Below are 16,725 nucleotides of genomic sequence, written 5' to 3'. Positions count from 1 at the left end.
ACGGGCCGTCACGTCGACGGCCCGTCACCGGCCAGTCGTTTGTAGAGATCGCGGGATCTGTCGTAGTTCAGGCTCTGGTCGAAGTCCCGGACGACGGCGGCGCGCGCGGCGGTGGAGATTCGTGCCGCCAGCCTCGGTTCCGCGAGGAGCCTGATGACACACTCCGCCGCCGCGGCGGCGTCTCCGGGGGTGGCCAGCAGCCCCGTCTCCTCATCCCGGACGATCTCGCCCAGACCGCCGGTGTTGGCCGCGACGAGAGGCGCTCCGCACGCCATCGCCTCGATGGCGACCAGCCCGAAGGGTTCGAGGCGCGAGGGCATGAGGACCACCGACGCCCTCCGGTACAGGGCGCGTACCGTGTCCAAGGCCGAGAACGGGTGCCAGGTGACCCGGTCATGGAGGTCCAGGTCCCGCAGCCGCCGGCGCACGGGGGCTTCCAGCTCGCCCACGCCCATGATTTCGAAACGGACCCCGGGCCGGGCCGCCCGTACGGCGGCGAAGATCTCGGGCAGCAGGTCGAAGCCCTTCTGCTCGTAGAAGCGGCCGATGTACGCGACGGTCTCGGGCTCGCGCACCGAGCGGTCGGCCGGCGGGCGGAAGAAGTCGGCATCCGTACCGTGGTGAATCACGTGCGTTTTCCCGGCGGTGAAGGGAAAACGCGTGGTGAGGTCCTTGGCCACCGAGGCGCTCACCGCGACCACCGCGTCGGCGTGCGCCAGGGCGGAGAACTCCATCTCCCGCGAGAACGCGCACGGGACATCGTCGAATTCGCCGATGTCCCACGTCAGGGGCAGGTGGCAGGTATAAACCAACGGCACCCCCTTCTTCCACAGCTCCTGCGAGACGACGATTCCGGGCCAGTCATGGCACACAACGACGTCGTAGCGGCGCCCGCCCGACCGGCGCGCCAGTTCCCCTGAGGCATACGTCCGCAGCTCGTCCCCGTCGAAGGCGGGCAGGTGCACGGATCTCGTCCTCAGCGGTGACGGGCCGAGGTAGAAGAGGTCGACATCGTCCCCCTGGTCCCGCTGATGGGTGATCAGGGCCTCCATATACGTCCCGAGGCCACCTGTGGTCTCGGGCGGGTATTCGTTGGAGAAGTGCGCGACGAGCATGTGTACCTACCCCGCGGTGGTCACGGTGTCCGGTGCGTACGGCCCCCCGGCGGCGGGCCGCCGCACCAGGCAAACACCTGTTCGCCCCACCGTCAACGCCGCCCCGGTGGGAGATGGCCGGAACGCAACGGGTCGGCGTACGAGGCGAACCGGGCGGACTGCTTCGACGAGGAGGCACCGCGCGGTGCGGGTCCTCGTACGGGGTCCTGGCGACTGGCGAGATTCCACCACCAGGATCCGCTGCCGGCGGAGGACCTCCGCCGGAGGGCGCCTGGGACCGGGGCGACGCCAGGCAGGGCGGGCCGGTCTCGGCTTCCGGTCCGGGACCGTCTGACCGTCTGCACCGTTCGGGGGATTGGGCCCGCGTAAGTGCCTTTTGGCGCGGACCGCCAGGTGTCGGCGGGTGACGATCGGGTGATGCGAGCTCTGGTGTGGCGCGATGACCGAAGGCGCCTCGCCAAGGCGAAGGCCGCGCAGACCGCCCTCCCCCTGGGGAGCGGCCATGGTGGACGGTGAACGGCGGGCGGGCCGGGGCATGGTGGACCGGTCCGAGGGGTTCGGTGAGCGGCTGCTGGGTGTGCTGCTGGACCGGGCGCACGAGATGCCACCGCAGTTGATCGCTCCGCTGATCGCGGAAGAGGTGGCCGGGATCGGCGGCCGCGATGTTTCGATCCTTCTGCAGGACTACGCGCAGGAGCTTCTGGTGCCGCTGCCGGGCAGGAGGCTCCTGGTGGGCGAACCCGAGGTGATCGGTGATTCGTCGGCCGGCGCGGCTTTTCTGCGCGCGACAACGGTCCAGGAGCGGAGGGCCGACGGGGTGCGGATGTACCTGCCGTTGCTGGACGGCAGCGACGAGGTAGGGGTCATGGCCCTCACCCTGGACACCGTCGATGACGACGACCTGCGGCTGCTGCGCAGACTCGCCGGTCTGGTCGCCGACATGCTGGTGACCAAGCACGCCTACACCGACCGGTTCTTCCAGGCCCGGCGCCGCGAACCGATGAACGTCGCCGCGGAGATGCAGTGGTCCCTGCTGCCCCCGCTGACGATGTCCGTACCGCAGGTCGCCGTGTCGGGGGCCGTCGAGCCCGCGTACAGCATCGCCGGCGACAGCTTCGACTACGCCCTCAACGACAACATCCGCCACGCGGCCGTCATCGACGCGATGGGCCACGGCCTGAACGCGGCCACCATGGCGACCGTGGCGGTGGGCGCGTACCGGCATGCCAGACGCTCGGACATCGACCTGTCGGACATTTATACGTTCATGGACCGGGCCATCGCCGAGCAGTTCGGGCTCGACCACTTCGTCACGGCGCAGATGATGGACCTGGACATCACGACCGGCGTTCTGCAGTGGGTCAACGCCGGTCATCCGTCACCGCTGCTGATCCGCGACCGGCAGGTCGACCGGACGCTGGACAGCCCGACCACCCTGCCCGTCGGCTTCGGCGGGCAACGCCCTCCGATCAGCGAGTACCAGCTCCAGCGCGGTGACCGGGTGCTGTGCTACACCGACGGCGTCATCGAGGAGCGCGACGCCGACGGAGAACCGTTCGGCGAGGAACGGCTCATCCGTTGCGTCAACAGGGTCGAGCACTCGAACCAGGGAGTACGGTCCAGGGCGCTCTGGCTGTCCCGCGCGCTGAAGCAGGCACGCGGCGGCCACACCAGCGACGACGCGACCCTCTTCCTCATCGAGTGGCACGGGAACACCGCCGACCACCTCGCCGTCCTGGAATGACCGGAAGGAGCAGCCGTGCACCCGTGCCTGTTAGCGATCAGCGTTCCGACAGCTCCGACGGGGCCTCCTGGACAACCCAGCCGTTGCCGTCCGGGTCTTCGAAGGACATGAACGCGTTCCAGGTCTCACCCTTGCCGTCCTCCCAGCCCGTCGCGCCGACATGGCGGACCGGGGAGACGTCCACGCCTCGGTCCAGCAACTCCCGGCGGGCCGCCTCGATGTCCGTGACACAGATCTGAAGGCCCTGCAGAGTGCCGGGCACCATCGTCTTCATGCCGGGAGCCTCGGGCATCCCTTCCAGCATCGCGATCGAACACCGCGAGCCGGGCGGGGTGAGCTGGATGATGCGCATTCCGGGAGCGACCTCGTCGTCGAGATCGACCTTGAAGCCGACCTTGTCGGCGTAGAACTCCTTGGCCCGGTCCAGGTCGGTGACCGGGACCGGGACGACTTCGAGTGTCCAGTTCATGGAGAGTCTCCTTGAAAACATCAGGGGTTCTGGCGGTCCACCGTATTTGCCGGGCCCCGGAAACAGGAGGAGGACGGCACGGTTGCCGCGGAGATCTCCGGTGAGCTGTACGACCATGCCGTCAGATGCACGAAGCTGTAGTGGCCTTGGCCGAGGAGGGTAGACGCTCTGGAGCCACTGTTGAATGAGAACTTCAGGGAGCGTGCCATGACTGTCAAGGCGACCGGCTGGGCCCGCACCTTTCCGGCGGGGCAGGGCGTGCGTACGGGCCGGGAGTGGACGCGTCGTCAGCTGAGTTCCCTCCCCTGGGCCGCTGAGGCGCCCGACACTGTGGACGAGATCGTACTGGCGGTCTCCGAGCTCCTCACCAACGCGCACTTGCACGCGCACAGCGACGCCCAGCTCGTGCTGACCTGGGACAACACCTGCCTTCACGTGAGCGTCCACGACGAGGCCGCCGCCATGCCCGCGCCCAGGGAGGCGGACGCGGGTGCCGTTTCGGGGCGAGGTGTCAACATCGTGCGGTCTCTCGCCGACAGTTGGCACACCCATGCGCAGCAGCACGGAAAAACCGTCACCGCCTGCTTCAAGCCCCACCTTCAGCCATAGCCGGGGCAATGAGTGGCGACTCCGCGGCGGCGGTCCCGGACACCGGCTCCCCGTCGAAGAGCGGTGTCGCGTGTGCAGCCGGTGTGCTGATCGTCGGCTCGGTGTGGAGGTAAGGCAGGTCTGCACCTCAACACACGTGCCCAGTACGGCAATCACTGCCCGACTTCGGGCAGGATTGTTGGTTTTGCCGTACGGGCTCCCTAAGATCACGCCTCATGTCCCCGCGAAAAGCACCCACAGATACCACAGCCCCCGTTGTCGGCATACCGCCGCAACCGCGCACGGCCCCCCAAGTCTCCGGCACGGTGTGGGCAGCCCTCGCGATCGTCTACGTGCTCTGGGGTTCCACGTACCTGGGCATCCGGATCGTCGTGGAGTCGATGCCGCCGTTCCTTTCGGCGGGCGCCAGGTTCATCGTGGCCGGGCTGCTTCTGACCGCGCTGGTGGCCTGGCGCCAGGGCCTGGTGGCCCTGCGTGTCACCCGCCGCCGGCTGGCTTCCGCAGCCACGGTCGGTCTCCTCCTGCTCGTCGGGGGCAACGGCCTGGTCGTCCTCGCGGAGACGTCGGTGCCGTCCGGCCTCGCCGCACTCCTGGTGGCGGCGGTGCCCATGTGGGTGGTGCTGCTCCGCGCGGGTTCGGGCGACCGGCCGCCGCTGTGGACGTTCGCGGGCGTACTGCTGGGCCTGGCCGGCCTGGTCGTGCTGACGGTGCCCGGCCTGAGCGGCGAGGTGAAGCTCGCCGGTGTTCTGACGGTGATGGCCGGGACCGTGCTGTGGTCACTCGGCTCGTTCGCCTCCTCGAAGATCCCGATGCCGGCCAACCCGTTCGCCACCAGCGCGTACGAAATGCTCGCGGGCGGCCTGGGCTGCCTCGTGCTGGCTCTGGTCCGCGGCGAACACGACGGCTTTGACCTGGCCGAGATCACCACCCGTTCATGGATCGCCCTTGCCTATCTCATCGTCTTCGGCTCTCTGGTCGCCTTCACCGCGTACGCCTGGCTGCTGCACACGGCCCCGCTGTCCCTGGTGTCGACCTACGCGTACGTGAACCCGGTGGTGGCGGTGGTACTCGGCGCGCTTATTCTCAACGAGCGCCTGACCTGGCCGATCACCTTGGGAGGCGCGATCGTGGTGGCCGGAGTCTGCGTCATCGTCAGCACGGAACGCAGGGATTGAGCCGCGACCCACGAGCCGTGAGGGCGAGATGCCCTGCCCGCACCCGGTACGGCCCCGGTGGTCACGTCAAGTCGGGGCGACCGATGCCGGTCTCGTGCGGTCGGCCTACCGTCGGTGACCTCACCTCCTCACCACCCGGCGCGGCGACACGGCCTACGTCAAGAACCTGGGAGAGCACATGTTGTTCCGTTCCACGACCGAGGCCGACCGCGACCGCGTCGTCGCCGTGAAGGTCGACGAACCCATCAGCTGGATTCCCGCTGACCGTTACCTCGTCGAACTCGGCCAGGGGATGTACCGGCCGGAGTGGACCTGGATCGCCGAGGACGACGACCGGGTCGTGGCCCGTGCCCTGTGGTGGGGACAGTCGGGCAGCGAGCACCCGGTCGCCCTGGACTGCCTGCACGTCGACGCCTCGGTCGCCGATCGTGCGGCGGTCGGGGCCGAGCTGCTCACCGCGGGTCTGACAGCCTTCGCCGGGCAGGGCGCGCGCAAACTGCCGCTGTACAACCTGACCCTGCCGAACGGCTGGCGCGAGGACCCGGCCGTCGCGGCCGCCCTGGCCTGGCGGCATGATGCCGCGCTGGCAGCCGGGCTCACCGACGAGGTGGAACGGCTGCGCCTGGAGTGGACACCCGACGTCGGCGTCCCGGCCTCGCGCGGCCGGCTCACCTTCACCGAAGCCTCGGACGAGGAGTTCCTGCACGTGTTCCAGCGCATCGCTGTGGGCAGCCTGGACGGCGAGACCCGCAGGAACCTGGCCGCCAAGGGAGCCGAGGCGACCGCCAGGGACGAGCTGGACTTCTACCTCGACTGCCCGGGCAAGCGCGAGTGGTGGCGCCTGGCCCGTACGCCCGAAGGGGAGACCGTCGGGCCGGCGATCCCGTCGGCGACACCGTACAACCCCAACGTCGGCTACCTCGGCGTCGTGCCCGAACTGCGCGGGCGAGGTTACGTCGACGACCTGCTCGCCGAGATCACCCGTGTGCACGCGGAGGCGGGCGCCGAGCTGATCACCGCCACCACGGACACGGGCAACGCGCCGATGGCCGCGGCCTTCGCCCGAGCCGGTTACCGGACCGCCCAGATCCGGATGATCTACTCGGCGCCGGAGTCATGAGACCGGGAGCGCGGCGAGTTCGGTGCGGGAGCTGACGCCGAGTTCGGGGAAGGCGCGGTAGAGGTGGTGCCCGACCGTGCGGGGGCTCAGGAAGAGCTGCGTGGCGATCTCGCGGTTGGTCGCCCCGGTGGCGGCCAGCCCCGTACGACCTCACGCTCCTGCGGGTTCAGCCGGCTGAGCCGTCCGTCCGCGGGGCCACTCACGCCAGTGCTCTCGCCCGCGGCCCGCAGTTCCGCCCGGGCCCGTCCGGCTCAGGGCCGGGCGCCGAGCTTCTCAAAAACCTCCAGCGCATCACGGAGGTGATCACGAGCATCGATCTTGCGCGGAAGGCGGCGCAGCCATTCCCCGTCGAGCAGCCCGGTGCGAGCGCGTTCGAAGTCGCCGCAGCCGCCATGGAGGTGCAGGGCCGTCACGAAGTGCTACCAGGGCCGCGGCTGCCGGCCGGTCGAGGCTTTCGACGAGCAGCCGGGGAAGTCCCTTCACCACGGCGCCGCGGGCTCGCCCCTGCGACTGTCGCCCCGTCTGGTCGCGCTTGACTCAAGCCGCCCATTATCGCTGGCCTCAGTACGTGTTGTGGCGGCGCAGCAGGAAGGGCCGGCCGTCGGGGTCGACGAAAAGGCGGTACAGAGGCGTCGAGAGCGCCTTCGCCGGTTGCGAGAGGTCCGGTGGGCGGTAGGTGCGGAGGCGGCCGGGAGGCCGGGGCCCGGCCCGGCCGCTGTCGTGCCAGGAATCCAGCGCGGCGGCGCTCGCCGCGAAAGCGTCGAAGGCGCTCACCGGATCGCAGAGGACGTCCGGCGCGTCAGCCGCTTCGGGGGCCTCCCTGTCCAGGTGCTCGCGCGAAAGCTCCAGTCGCAGGTTCCTGGCGAAACCGCGCGCACCGTCCCCGAGCCCTGCGGGGTCGCGCGGCTCACGGGGGTCGGTGCTGGCGTCCAGGACGGCGCAGTCGAGTTCCGAGTCGTGGGTCCAGGAGCGGAGGTTGATGTTGTCGGACCCCACCGAGGCCCATACGTCGTCGATCACGCACACCTTGGCGTGCACGTAGACCGGTGTCCCGGCATGGTTCTCCAGCCCGTACACCGCGACGCGCCCCTCACCCCCGCGTCGCAGTTTTTCCAGGGCCGTGATCCGGCCGACCAGGTTCATCGGCAGTGTGATCCGGCCGTCCTGTTCGGGGAAGGAGGGGATGACCGCGACAAGGCGCAGGCGCGGGTTGGCGGCCAGCGCCTCGGCGAAGAACTTCACCACGTGCGGAGACCACAGGTACTGATCCTCCAGGTAGATGAGCGCACGGGCCCGCCGCAGCGCCTTGAGGTAGCCACGCGCGATGCTGCGCTCCCCGTTGGGGGCGAAGTCGTAGCCACGCAGCAGACGGTTCGGGTAGGTGCGCAGGACTTGGACGGTGTGCGTGCCGCAGGGCCGGGGGTCGGGCAGTTGGGGCGGCAGGGGGTCCGCGTGGGTGTCCTCCCGGTGTGCGCGCTCTCGCAGTCGGGTGAGGGGGCTGCGGCTGAGAGGGGCCGGGTCGTCCCAGCGTTCGCGGAAGCAGGCTTCGATGTCGCCGACGGCGGGCCCGCGCAGGGCGAGCTGGATGTCGTGCCACGGTGGGTGCGGTCCGTACGCGGCGGAGATGGGCTGTGGCTGCGGGTCGCCGTGGTGGGCGGCGTCGTCGTTCCGGTTGCGGCACAGGTCGGTGCCGCCGACGTACGCGACGTCGAGCTCGGGGCGGCCGGGATGGCGGAGTACCACCAGCTTCTGGTGGTGCGAACCTCCTGGACGCACCCGCATGTCGAGCAGGCACTCGCCGCCCGCCGCTTCGATCTCCTCGCCGAGGTGGCGGTTCTCGGTCTCGCTGAACTGGAAGCGGTCCAGGTGGGAGCGCCAGACCAGTCCTTTGACGATCACACCGCGCTGCGCGGCCTCGCCCAGGACGGTGCCGATTTCGGTGCCGTGACCCGCGAGCCGCTCGTCGGGATCACCGCGCCAGTCGGTGAACAGAAACAGGTCACCGGCGCGCTGGGCGCGGATCGCGGCGAGGAGTTCTCCGAAGTACGTCGCACCGTGGACCAGGGGCCGCACGTGGTTGTCGTCCGACCAGGCCGCTCGGTCCGGGCGGCGGCTGTCCAGGCGGGTCGCGGGGTTGCCGCGTTCGCCGGATGTCAGCAGCCAGTCGGTGAGTCCCACGGCATGGCCCTCCGCCCGTTCGATCCCGTCCGTACGGCTACCCGGTTCGCGCCCGCTCATCCGGAGCGGACCACGCCGGGCGGTGTCGGCCGCTCACGGGCGCCGTACCTGCGGTGAGGCAGGCGTGTGTCACGCCACCGTGGGGCGGCCACCCCGTGGGCGGCCACGCTGCGTAGCGGCCTGACTCCGGGTGAGCGTCTCCGCGGTGCGGGTGAGGGAGGCGCGGGCTGCGACCAGGTGGATATCCGCCCGACGGCGTCGCCTTCACCTCCCGGTCACCCGCCGGACGTCACTCCCCCGCCGAGGTTGCCGAGGACCCGGAGCGCAGCGCGAGGGCGCACCATAGGGCCGCCACTGTCAGTGCGGCCGCGGCCATCGCACCCAGCACCGGCGCCTCCGGCCGCCAGCCCAGGGAGAGCCGGGTGCCCAGGGCGGTCAGCAGGGCCGCGGTCCGCCCCGGTGCGTAGACCGGCACCCTGGCGGCCACGGCCCGCAGCGTGGCCGCCGCCGCCAGGCCGGTCGCGGTCCAGGCGACGAGATACGGCCAGACCGCACCCGGCGCGGCGGACGGCAGCCCGTACTCCGCCGGGCCGATACGGAACAGGGCACTGACCCAGCCCACGCCCACCGCACAGGCGGTGATGCCCGCCGCCCACGCGGCGTGGCGCCACAGCGGACCGGGCCGCACCGTCTCTTCGGATTCGTCAGGGCTGGAGGAGTCGAGAAGTTCGTTCACTCCCCCAAGGACGCGGAACGACGGCCACACGTTGCCCGAACGTTCCGGGGGCCGGCCGTCGCCGGGACCGCGCCCATGGCGGCCTCCCCCTCCCCCTGCCTGCCCTCCTGCCGAAACCACCCGATGGTCAGGGCACTGCCGGAGGCGTGGCCGGTTCTTCCTCGACGGGTGGCAGGCCCGCATGCACCCTGGCCGCCTGCCGGCGCAATGAAGTGACGGTGGCGGACACGGCGTCCGCCACGTCCTCCACGGTCTGGTCCCCAGCCGGCTGTTCAGCCTGCGGATTCTCGTTGCCACGCTCTTGGTCGCCGTTCACATCTGGGCGCTTGCCCCGTCCGGTCACCAGTATTCGCGGCGGGAAAAATCTTTTGAGTACCCCCCATGCCCATCAGTAGTCATCCGAATTTCCGTCACGGCCCCGCTTCCTGGCGCTGTCCCAGGCGTCGACACAGCGCGAAACCGGCGATTGCGACCAGAAGGTACGTGAGAATGAGCAGGAGCGCGTCCGGTGTCAGCTGGGCTACGGACCAGCCCGCATGGCGCCGGTCGCCTTCCAGAACGATCCGGTTGACGGTCAGGAAGGTCAGGTGCGTGCCGATGGCCGCCCACAGCGGAGCTCGGCCCACCGCCGTCCGCGCCGCGACGTACCGGCGCCGAGGACGAGCGCCGCCGCTGCCGCCGTCACGCCCACGCCAGTGAGGAAGGCGCGCAGGCTCGTGGCGGCGCTGCCACCACCGCCTGGGTGCGAGCGCACCCAGGGTCGGCGAGGCCGGATTTGACGGACAGCACGGGTCGCAGCCCGGTCGGGGTGGTTCGTCGTCGACGACGACCAGTACGGTAACCGGCGGCTCCGGGAGGGGGGTTGGCTTGTTGTGCGGACGCGCCTACTCAACACCCACCGATCCGATAGGTACACCGCCCCCCTTGCCGCTCTCGGAATGGCCGGTTCAGCGGCCAAGGCTACGTCCCGCAGCCACCATCGGCGGACACGAGATGGCCCTTCAGGCCGGCGGTGCCTGCAAGGGGTGCGCGGCGAGGGCTTCGGCGGTGGTGTGCAGGTTGGCGGCCATGGCACGGGCGGTTTTGTGGGCCCAGTCGTGGCCGCGCTCGTCGTCGAGGTAGTCCGGGCCGGCACCGGGGCCGAGGTGCCAGTACGTCCAGGCCTGGCCCGGAATCGTGTATCCGATGTCACCGAGTGCTCCGCCGATTTCACTGATGACGTGGTGGGCGCCGTCCTCGTTTCCGGTCACCACGACGCCGGCGACCCGGTTGTACGCCACCGGCCGGTCCTGGTCGTCCGTCTCCGAGAGCATGGCGTCCATGCGCTCCAGCACCCGCTGCGCGACCGACGAGGGCCGGCCGAGCCAGGTCGGGGAGGCGATGATGAGGATCTCGGAGTTCAGCAGCTGCGCATGTACCTGTGGCCAGTCGTCACCGGTGCCCATGTCCGACTTCACTCCAGGCCGCAGATTAAGGTCCACGGCCCGCACAGACTCCACGCTCACCCCCCGCGACACCAGTTCCGCGGTGACCACCTCGGCCAGCGCCTCGGTGTTCGACGGCTGCGGAGAGGGCTTGAGGGTGCAGTTGATGACTAGAGCTCGCATGCATGGTCAACTGCCCGGCGCCCCCGCTGATACACCGGCGGACGACTCACAATCCACCCGGCCGCCCAGGCCTTCCGCGGCACGGTCACCGTTGCTGCCAGGAACGGTTCTAGAACGGGGAGCATACGGATGGTCCTGCACGTCGTCGGGCAGTCCGCCTGTGACGGGGACCGGCAACCATTCGTGGTAGCCCGCCAGACGCATCCACACGTCGGCGGCCAACCGCACGGTCATGCCGGTGCCGGATGGCTGCCATGCCTCCCTGTCTGCGGATGCTGCGGAACCAGGCTGATGTCGGGGGCGAGTTCGGGGGCGGGGTGGGGCAGGAGCGGTCCGGCCAAGGCCACTGTCTTCGGCATCGGCCCGGACGGGAGCAGCGCGTCGAGCGCGCGGCCGAACGTGTCTGCGACGAGGCCGTCGGGGACGGCCACGGGCGTGCCCGCCGAGGCCGCCAGCAGGTGGGCCAGCGCCGCCCCGGCCGCCGCCGCACACCGTGCGCTCCAGTGCCCGGACTCCTCGAACGGCGGCGTGTCCCGCAGCTCCTGCGCCAGCGTCTTCCAGGAGACCGTCTCGGGAGCGGGGCCGACGGCGGGGAGGCGGCGTACGGCGCCCGGGTCGAGCCGCACCGCTTGCCAGAGGGAGCAGTCGTCGATGCGGGTCGCCACCGCCCGCCCGCATTGCTCGCATGCCAAGTTCGGGCCGTCGCTGCCGTCCAGCCCACAGCAGTAGCCGCCACATCGCTCCGGGATCAGGACGGTGCCGCGGATCTCGCCCGGCGCGACGACGATCGCTCGCCGCCCGAAGGACAGGGCGCGGACCGGCGCGAACACGCCACGGGCTTCCGCCTCGTCCACTCCGACCTCGCTCCACAGCCGCCATGGCGGCCCGGAAGGCTCCGGGTCCACGGCGTACGTCCCCGGTTCCATGAGCACGGGGAGCAGTACCCCGTTTCCCCACTTCTGGCGGGCATGGACGGGAAGCGCTACTTGCGCCACCGGGGCCGTCAGGACGGCGCCGCACCCCGCACACCCGAACACCACCATGCACCCTCCCCCGCGTCTGAACACTCGGATTGTCCCGGCTCGGTGATCGCCGCCCAACAGCTTTAATCCGGTCGTACAGTCCGAGCGGGGCCGTGCCCCCTGGGGCGGGGCATCCGGGTGAGACACCGCCGGTGGGTGGGAGTCCTGCGACGGTGGAGCGTCGTATCCGAGGAAGCTCGGACCGTGAGCGATGAGAATGTGACACCCCCCTCTGGGCCCGGTCGTCGAAGTGTGCTCGTCGGTATGGGCGCTGCCGCCCTTCCGGCCATGGCTGTTTCCTCCGCGCCTGCGGCTCATGCCGACGGCGGGGCGGGCGGGTCGGGCGGGGCGGTTCATGCGCCGCCCCGTGATGCCGGGCGGCATCGGGCACGTCCGAGGGTGGTGTTCGGCCACGTGCTGCATTTCTTCAAAGACCCGGGTGACCCGCCCGACCCCACGGCATGGGAACTGTTCGAGGATGGAGCGCTCGCCATCGGCGAGGACGGCAGGGTCACCTACGCCGGCCCGGCCGGCGACCTGCCTGAAGAGCTGCGCAGTGGTGCGGAGACGATCGACCACCGTGGGCGGCTGATCGTGCCGGGGTTCGTCGACACGCACATCCACGCGGCGCAGGTCGATGTGATCGCGTCCTACGGCAAGCAACTGCTGGAGTGGCTGGAGACGTACGTCTTCCCGGCGGAGGCCAAGTTCGACCGGGCGGCGCACGCCCGGGCGCTGGCGGGATTCTTCCTCGACCGGCTGCTGGCCGCCGGCACTACGACGGCGACCGTGTTCCCCACCATCCATCCCGCCTCGGTCGACGCGTTCTTCGAGCAGTCCAGGCAGCGAGGGCTGCGCATGCTGTGCGGCAAGGTGCTGATGGACCGGGAGCCGTACGCACCGCCCTACCTTCGCGACCGCAGCGTCGCCGAAGCCGAGCAACAGACCCGTGAGCTGATCGGCCGCTGGCACGGCAAGGACCGCCTCGGCTACAGCATCACCCCCCGTTTCGCCCCGACGTCGACCGAGGCGATGCTGGCCATGACGGGCCGACTGCTGCGAGAACACCCCGACTTGTGGCTGCAGACCCACGCGGCGGAGAACAAGGACGAAGTCGCGCTGGTGAAGAAGCTGTTCGGCGGCCGCTCGTACATCGACGTGTACGAGCGTTACGGCCTGCTGACCAAACGCTCCCTGTTCGCCCACTGCATCCACATCGACTCCACCGACCGTGCCCGTCTCGCCGCGGCCGGCTCGTCGGTGGCCTTCTGTCCCACCTCCAACCTGTTCCTCGGAAGCGGCCTGTTCGACCTCCACGCCGCGCGCCGGAGCAAGGTGAGCGTCGGGCTGGGCACCGACGTCGGAGCCGGTACGAGCTACTCCCTGCTGACCACCCTCAACGAGGCGTACAAGGTCGCCGCCCTGCGCGGGAAGACCCTCTCGGCGTACCGCGGCTTCTACCTGGCCACACTCGGCGGCGCTCAGGCACTCGACCTCGACGACGTCATCGGCAACTTCCGGCCCGGAAAAGAAGCCGACTTCACCGTCCTGGACTTCGCTGCCACTGCAACCCTCGCCCGCCGCACGGAGGTCGCCAAGGACTTCACCGAACGGCTCTTCGCCCTGATGATCCTCGGCGACGAACGCGCTGTCGCCGCCACCTACGCTCAAGGGCATCTCGTCCATGACCGCGACAGCGGCCCCGCGTTGACGTGACTTCCGGTGATGTGGTTGCCATGACGTGACCGTAGCGCGCACCTCTGACAGTCGCGGCTGAGCCGGAGGAGCCGGCCGCTGCGGCTGTGTGTACGGTACGGACAGCTCGGGCGAAGGGTGCGGTTGTGAGCAGCACACACCGGAACGAAGCGAGCCGGAACGAAGTAAGCCGGGAACAGGTGCTGGCCTATCGGGTGGCAGCGCACGGGTTCGACCGCTCCTCCCCCGCACCCGGCGTGCTCGCCATGGGGGTGCAGGACACTCCGACCGGATCGGCCCGGCAGGCGCTGGCCGCGCGGGGCGCGTCCCCTGACGGCCTCGAACTCGTCTGGTCGTTCCGCGGTGCGCCGCACCTTCACCGGCGTGCGGACCTGCCGGCGCTCGCCGCCGCCCTCTGGCCGGTGGACGACGCCGACGCGACGGCGCGGATCAACACCGCGGTGATCAAGGAGGGAGCGCGACTCGGTGTCGAGGCCTTTCGGGTCACCGCCGAAGCGTTCCGGGAGGTGGTGACCGCGCCGATGGCAAAGGGCGAGGTCAGTACCGCGGTCAGTGCGTCCGTACCGGAGTCGCTGACGTACTGGTGTGTGCCGTGCGGTGCGCAGCACATCTCCGGGCTGCTCTTCCAGCAGGCCGGGGTCTTCGGGGGAATCGGTGTCCGTCCGGAAGGGGGCAAGACCGTCCTGGCTCCGCTGCGCGAGAAATTTCCCGTGCCGGTCGCGGCGTCCGGGACCACCGAGCTGGTCCGCGCCTATCTGCGCTTCCTCGGCCCTGCTACGCCCGTCGAGGTGGCAAAGTACCTCGGCACCAAGCCGACCGTGGTCAAGAGTGTGTGGCCGGACGACCTGGCCGAGGTGCGGCTGGAAGGCAAGAAGGCCTGGCTGCCCGCCTCCGAGCTGGACGCACTGCTGTCGGCGAAGAGCCGGGGACTTGTGCGGCTGCTTCCGCCGGGCGATCCGTTCCTGCAGGCACGCGACCGGGGACTGGTCGTGCCCGACAGGAGCAGGGAGAAGGCGATCTGGCGCGCGATCGGCGGTCCGGGCGCGCTGCTGGTCGGCTCGGAGATCGCCGGTACCTGGCGTGCCAAGGCCGCCGGTCGCAAGCTCGACCTGACGGTCACGCCCTTCGCACCGCTGCCCTCCGCGGTGCGCAGGAAAATGGACGCCGAGGCCGCCGCCGTGGCCTCGGCGCGCGGCGCGTCCGAGGCCCGGCTGCACATCGCCCAGTAACATTTCCTCGGCTTGCCGGTGCAGGGGGGCAGGACTCGGCATCCGTGGCCGCACGCACGCTGCGGCGATCAATCACACTCAGGGGTGGGGACTTCATGGCGCAGGACTTGGGACGGGGCATCGTCCCGGCGGTGGCAGTGGCGGTACTGATGCTGGCCGGCTGCTCGTCGGCCCCGGACGGCGGAACGGGCGTACGGGACAAGTCGGCCCAGGGGCCGAGCGAGAGCGCGCAAGGCCGGGCGAAGGTCGAGACCGCCGCCAAGGGTGCGACCGTCGGCGGCGCCGGTACGCCGTGCGCCCTGCCGGTCTCCTTCAGCACCGCGGCCGACTGGACAGCGGAGAAGGTGACCGCCGGCGACGACCCCGCGTTCGGCTCGCTCGCCAAGCAGGGCACCGTCGAGCTCGTCTGCGAAATCGACGCCAAGCCCGCCGGGAACATCGGTTACTTGCGTGTCTGGACCGGCGACGACACGGGCACGCCGCGCGAGGTGCTCGAAGGTTTCATGGCGGACGAGAAGAAGGCCGGGACGGTCCGCTATCGCGAAACCAAGGCCGGTGAACTCCCCGCCACCGAGGTCACGTACACCGTCACCAGCGAGCTCCTGGACGGGCCGAAGAAGGAGCGGGCACTCGCCGTAAGCACCTCGCGCGGCGCGGTGGTGCTGCACCTGGGCGGGATGGATACGCAGGAGCATGAGCAGATGCTCCCGGCTTACGAGCTGGCGAAGACGACCATGGCAGCCAGAGGCTGACGACCATCCAGGCCCGCCGTTGCCGACCGCTATGAGGCCACCGCGCGTTCGCCCGGGCCAAGGGAGGGCTCGGCGGGCCGTCCTCATCGCATCGGCGCCGGTGGCCTGATCGCGTAGGCTCGGCGGATGGCGAAGTATTTCGACGTGCACCCCGAGAATCCTCAGCGGCGCACCATCAGCAACGTGGCTGACAGCATCCGTTCCGGCGCACTCGTCGCGTACCCGACGGATTCCTGTTACGCACTGGGATGCCAGCTCGGCAATCGTGACGGCCTCAGCCGGATCCGTTCGATCCGGAACCTCGACGATCGTCACCATTTCACCCTCGTGTGCCAGGACTTCGCACAGCTCGGTCAGTTCGTGCACGTCGACAATGACGTGTTCCGCGCGATCAAGGCAGCGACGCCCGGCAGCTACACCTTCATCCTCCCCGCGACGAAGGAGGTGCCCCGCCAGTTGCTCCACCCGAAGAAGAAGACCGTCGGCGTACGGATTCCCGATCACGTCGTCGCTCAGGCGCTGCTCGCCGACCTCGGTGAGCCGCTGCTCTCCAGCACTCTGCTCCTGCCCGACGAGGACGAGCCACTGACGCAGGGCTGGGAAATCAAGGAACGGCTCGACCACGCGGTCGACGCCGTGGTCGACTCGGGCGACTGCGGCACCGAGCCGACCACAGTCATCGACTTCTCCAGCGGCGAAGCCGAGGTCGTGCGCCGGGGGGCAGGCGACACCGCGCGGTTCGAGTAGTCGAAGTCGTACGCGGCACCCTCGGACTCGGAGAGGGATGTACGAAGCCCCCCGCAGCGCGATCGCTCCGGGGGGCCTGGTGTGCCCGGCATCAGATCAGGCGACCGTGATGTTCTCCGCCTGCGGGCCCTTCTGGCCCTGCGTGACGTCGAAGGTGACGGTCTGGCCTTCCTGGAGCTCGCGGAAGCCGGAGGAGTTGATGTTGGAGTAGTGCGCGAAGACGTCCGGGCCGCCGCCGTCCTGGGAGATGAAGCCGAAGCCCTTTTCGGAGTTGAACCACTTGACGGTTCCGCTGGCCATGCTGGTGCCTTTCAGTCGATATCGGATCCGCACCGCGCGGACCCGGAGGTGATCGCCCTGGTCCTTTGGCACTGCACAGCAAAGCGCCCACGCCATAGCGCGGGCAGGTACTGCGAACCACGACATCTACTGGCGACGCTACACGGCGAAGCCGCCGGCCACCAGAGAGCAACGCCAATGAGAGTGATGGCTACGCCGGGGCGCGG

Annotated in this window: 18 protein-coding genes; 8 read left to right on the top strand and 10 right to left on the bottom strand. The window is 70.0% G+C overall.

Going from position 1 to position 16,725, the window contains the following annotated elements:
• Positions 1-8: 8 nt before the first annotated feature.
• Entirely contained in the window at positions 9-1,115 is a 1,107-nt protein-coding gene (locus tag G412_RS0114700) for a glycosyltransferase family 4 protein (protein WP_028812761.1), read from the bottom strand.
• 502 nt (positions 1,116-1,617) lie between these two features.
• Here G412_RS0114700 and G412_RS0114695 point away from each other — a divergent pair.
• Positions 1,618-2,859 carry a PP2C family protein-serine/threonine phosphatase gene (locus G412_RS0114695; protein WP_028812760.1) on the top strand — a complete coding sequence of 414 codons (1,242 nt, stop codon included), beginning with the start codon at positions 1,618-1,620 and terminating at the stop codon, positions 2,857-2,859.
• Positions 2,860-2,896: 37 nt separating this feature from the next.
• Here the strand turns inward: G412_RS0114695 and G412_RS0114690 are convergent, their stop codons facing one another.
• Complete coding sequence (locus G412_RS0114690) at positions 2,897-3,328, bottom strand: VOC family protein (protein ID WP_028812759.1); 432 nt, start codon at positions 3,326-3,328, stop codon at positions 2,897-2,899.
• A 207-nt stretch (positions 3,329-3,535) separates the two neighbouring features.
• Here G412_RS0114690 and G412_RS0114685 point away from each other — a divergent pair, with 207 nt between their 5' ends.
• The 3 genes from G412_RS0114685 (at position 3,536) to G412_RS0114675 (ending at position 6,232) form a co-directional block, all read left to right on the top strand.
• Entirely contained in the window at positions 3,536-3,937 is a 402-nt protein-coding gene (locus G412_RS0114685; RefSeq protein ID WP_028812758.1) for an ATP-binding protein, read from the top strand.
• 215 nt (positions 3,938-4,152) lie between these two features.
• Positions 4,153-5,112 carry an EamA family transporter gene (locus tag G412_RS0114680; protein WP_078606965.1) on the top strand — a complete coding sequence of 320 codons (960 nt, stop codon included), beginning with the start codon at positions 4,153-4,155 and terminating at the stop codon, positions 5,110-5,112.
• 178 nt (positions 5,113-5,290) lie between these two features.
• Positions 5,291-6,232 carry a hypothetical protein gene (locus G412_RS0114675; RefSeq protein WP_028812756.1) on the top strand — a complete coding sequence of 314 codons (942 nt, stop codon included), beginning with the start codon at positions 5,291-5,293 and terminating at the stop codon, positions 6,230-6,232.
• Here the strand turns inward: G412_RS0114675 and G412_RS40860 are convergent.
• The 7 genes from G412_RS40860 to G412_RS34450 all read right to left on the bottom strand — a co-directional run bounded on the left by G412_RS40860 (position 6,227) and on the right by G412_RS34450 (position 11,796).
• Positions 6,227-6,322: a helix-turn-helix domain-containing protein gene (locus G412_RS40860; protein WP_244282997.1), complete on the bottom strand. Its 96-nt coding sequence runs from the start codon at positions 6,320-6,322 to the stop codon at positions 6,227-6,229. The two genes, G412_RS0114675 and G412_RS40860, sit on opposite strands and share 6 nt — an antisense overlap.
• Before the next feature lie 161 nt (positions 6,323-6,483).
• Positions 6,484-6,645: a hypothetical protein gene (locus G412_RS40855; protein WP_244282967.1), complete on the bottom strand. Its 162-nt coding sequence runs from the start codon at positions 6,643-6,645 to the stop codon at positions 6,484-6,486.
• 148 nt (positions 6,646-6,793) lie between these two features.
• Positions 6,794-8,410, bottom strand: a complete 1,617-nt coding sequence (locus tag G412_RS0114665) for a phospholipase D family protein (protein WP_028812755.1) — start codon at positions 8,408-8,410, stop codon at positions 6,794-6,796.
• Between the two features lie 289 nt (positions 8,411-8,699).
• The gene (locus G412_RS0114660) at positions 8,700-9,146 is read right to left on the bottom strand and encodes a hypothetical protein (RefSeq protein ID WP_028812754.1); all 447 of its coding nucleotides are present in this window, start codon (positions 9,144-9,146) and stop codon (positions 8,700-8,702) included.
• 410 nt (positions 9,147-9,556) lie between these two features.
• The gene (locus tag G412_RS0114655) at positions 9,557-9,772 is read right to left on the bottom strand and encodes a hypothetical protein (protein ID WP_028812753.1); all 216 of its coding nucleotides are present in this window, start codon (positions 9,770-9,772) and stop codon (positions 9,557-9,559) included.
• Between the two features lie 375 nt (positions 9,773-10,147).
• Complete coding sequence (locus G412_RS0114650; RefSeq protein WP_028812752.1) at positions 10,148-10,753, bottom strand: flavodoxin family protein; 606 nt, start codon at positions 10,751-10,753, stop codon at positions 10,148-10,150.
• A 230-nt stretch (positions 10,754-10,983) separates the two neighbouring features.
• Positions 10,984-11,796, bottom strand: coding sequence for a hypothetical protein (locus tag G412_RS34450; RefSeq protein WP_051338347.1), 813 nt, complete (start codon positions 11,794-11,796; stop codon positions 10,984-10,986).
• 243 nt (positions 11,797-12,039) lie between these two features.
• On the opposite strand from G412_RS34450, the gene guaD reads away from it, so the two are divergent.
• From guaD to G412_RS0114625, 4 genes are all read left to right on the top strand, one after another.
• A complete protein-coding gene (gene guaD, locus G412_RS0114640) occupies positions 12,040-13,491 on the top strand; it encodes a guanine deaminase (protein WP_341860586.1) in 1,452 nt (483 codons plus the stop codon).
• Positions 13,492-13,616: 125 nt separating this feature from the next.
• Positions 13,617-14,720 carry a DNA glycosylase AlkZ-like family protein gene (locus G412_RS0114635; protein ID WP_208857873.1) on the top strand — a complete coding sequence of 368 codons (1,104 nt, stop codon included), beginning with the start codon at positions 13,617-13,619 and terminating at the stop codon, positions 14,718-14,720.
• 95 nt (positions 14,721-14,815) lie between these two features.
• Entirely contained in the window at positions 14,816-15,472 is a 657-nt protein-coding gene (locus tag G412_RS0114630; RefSeq protein WP_028812749.1) for a lipoprotein, read from the top strand.
• Positions 15,473-15,598: 126 nt separating this feature from the next.
• Positions 15,599-16,219, top strand: coding sequence for an L-threonylcarbamoyladenylate synthase (locus G412_RS0114625; protein ID WP_028812748.1), 621 nt, complete (start codon positions 15,599-15,601; stop codon positions 16,217-16,219).
• 96 nt (positions 16,220-16,315) lie between these two features.
• Here G412_RS0114625 and G412_RS0114620 read toward each other — a convergent pair whose 3' ends face one another.
• On the bottom strand, positions 16,316-16,519 hold the full coding sequence (locus tag G412_RS0114620; RefSeq protein ID WP_028812747.1) for a cold-shock protein: 204 nt from the start codon (positions 16,517-16,519) through the stop codon (positions 16,316-16,318).
• Positions 16,520-16,725: the final 206 nt, after the last annotated feature.

The organism is Streptomyces flavidovirens DSM 40150 (assembly GCF_000429085.1).
GTDB lineage: Bacteria > Actinomycetota > Actinomycetes > Streptomycetales > Streptomycetaceae > Streptomyces > Streptomyces flavidovirens.
The sequence above is the reverse complement of the archived record's forward strand: the minus strand, read 5'-3'. Positions and strand labels throughout refer to the sequence as shown.

Excerpts from the sequence above, each read along its gene's own strand:
- G412_RS0114625 (WP_028812748.1), top strand. The coding sequence starts at position 15,599 with ATGGCGAAGTATTTCGACGTGCACCCCGAGAATCCTCAGCGGCGCACC.
- G412_RS0114680 (WP_078606965.1), top strand. The coding sequence starts at position 4,153 with ATGTCCCCGCGAAAAGCACCCACAGATACCACAGCCCCCGTTGTCGGC.
- G412_RS34450 (WP_051338347.1), bottom strand. The coding sequence starts at position 11,796 with ATGGTGGTGTTCGGGTGTGCGGGGTGCGGCGCCGTCCTGACGGCCCCG.
- G412_RS0114650 (WP_028812752.1), bottom strand. The coding sequence starts at position 10,753 with ATGCGAGCTCTAGTCATCAACTGCACCCTCAAGCCCTCTCCGCAGCCG.
- G412_RS0114690 (WP_028812759.1), bottom strand. The coding sequence starts at position 3,328 with ATGAACTGGACACTCGAAGTCGTCCCGGTCCCGGTCACCGACCTGGAC.
- guaD (WP_341860586.1), top strand. The coding sequence starts at position 12,040 with ATGGGCGCTGCCGCCCTTCCGGCCATGGCTGTTTCCTCCGCGCCTGCG.
- G412_RS0114675 (WP_028812756.1), top strand. The coding sequence starts at position 5,291 with ATGTTGTTCCGTTCCACGACCGAGGCCGACCGCGACCGCGTCGTCGCC.
- G412_RS0114695 (WP_028812760.1), top strand. The coding sequence starts at position 1,618 with ATGGTGGACGGTGAACGGCGGGCGGGCCGGGGCATGGTGGACCGGTCC.
- G412_RS0114620 (WP_028812747.1), bottom strand. The coding sequence starts at position 16,519 with ATGGCCAGCGGAACCGTCAAGTGGTTCAACTCCGAAAAGGGCTTCGGC.
- G412_RS0114685 (WP_028812758.1), top strand. The coding sequence starts at position 3,536 with ATGACTGTCAAGGCGACCGGCTGGGCCCGCACCTTTCCGGCGGGGCAG.
- G412_RS0114700 (WP_028812761.1), bottom strand. The coding sequence starts at position 1,115 with ATGCTCGTCGCGCACTTCTCCAACGAATACCCGCCCGAGACCACAGGT.
- G412_RS0114630 (WP_028812749.1), top strand. The coding sequence starts at position 14,816 with ATGGCGCAGGACTTGGGACGGGGCATCGTCCCGGCGGTGGCAGTGGCG.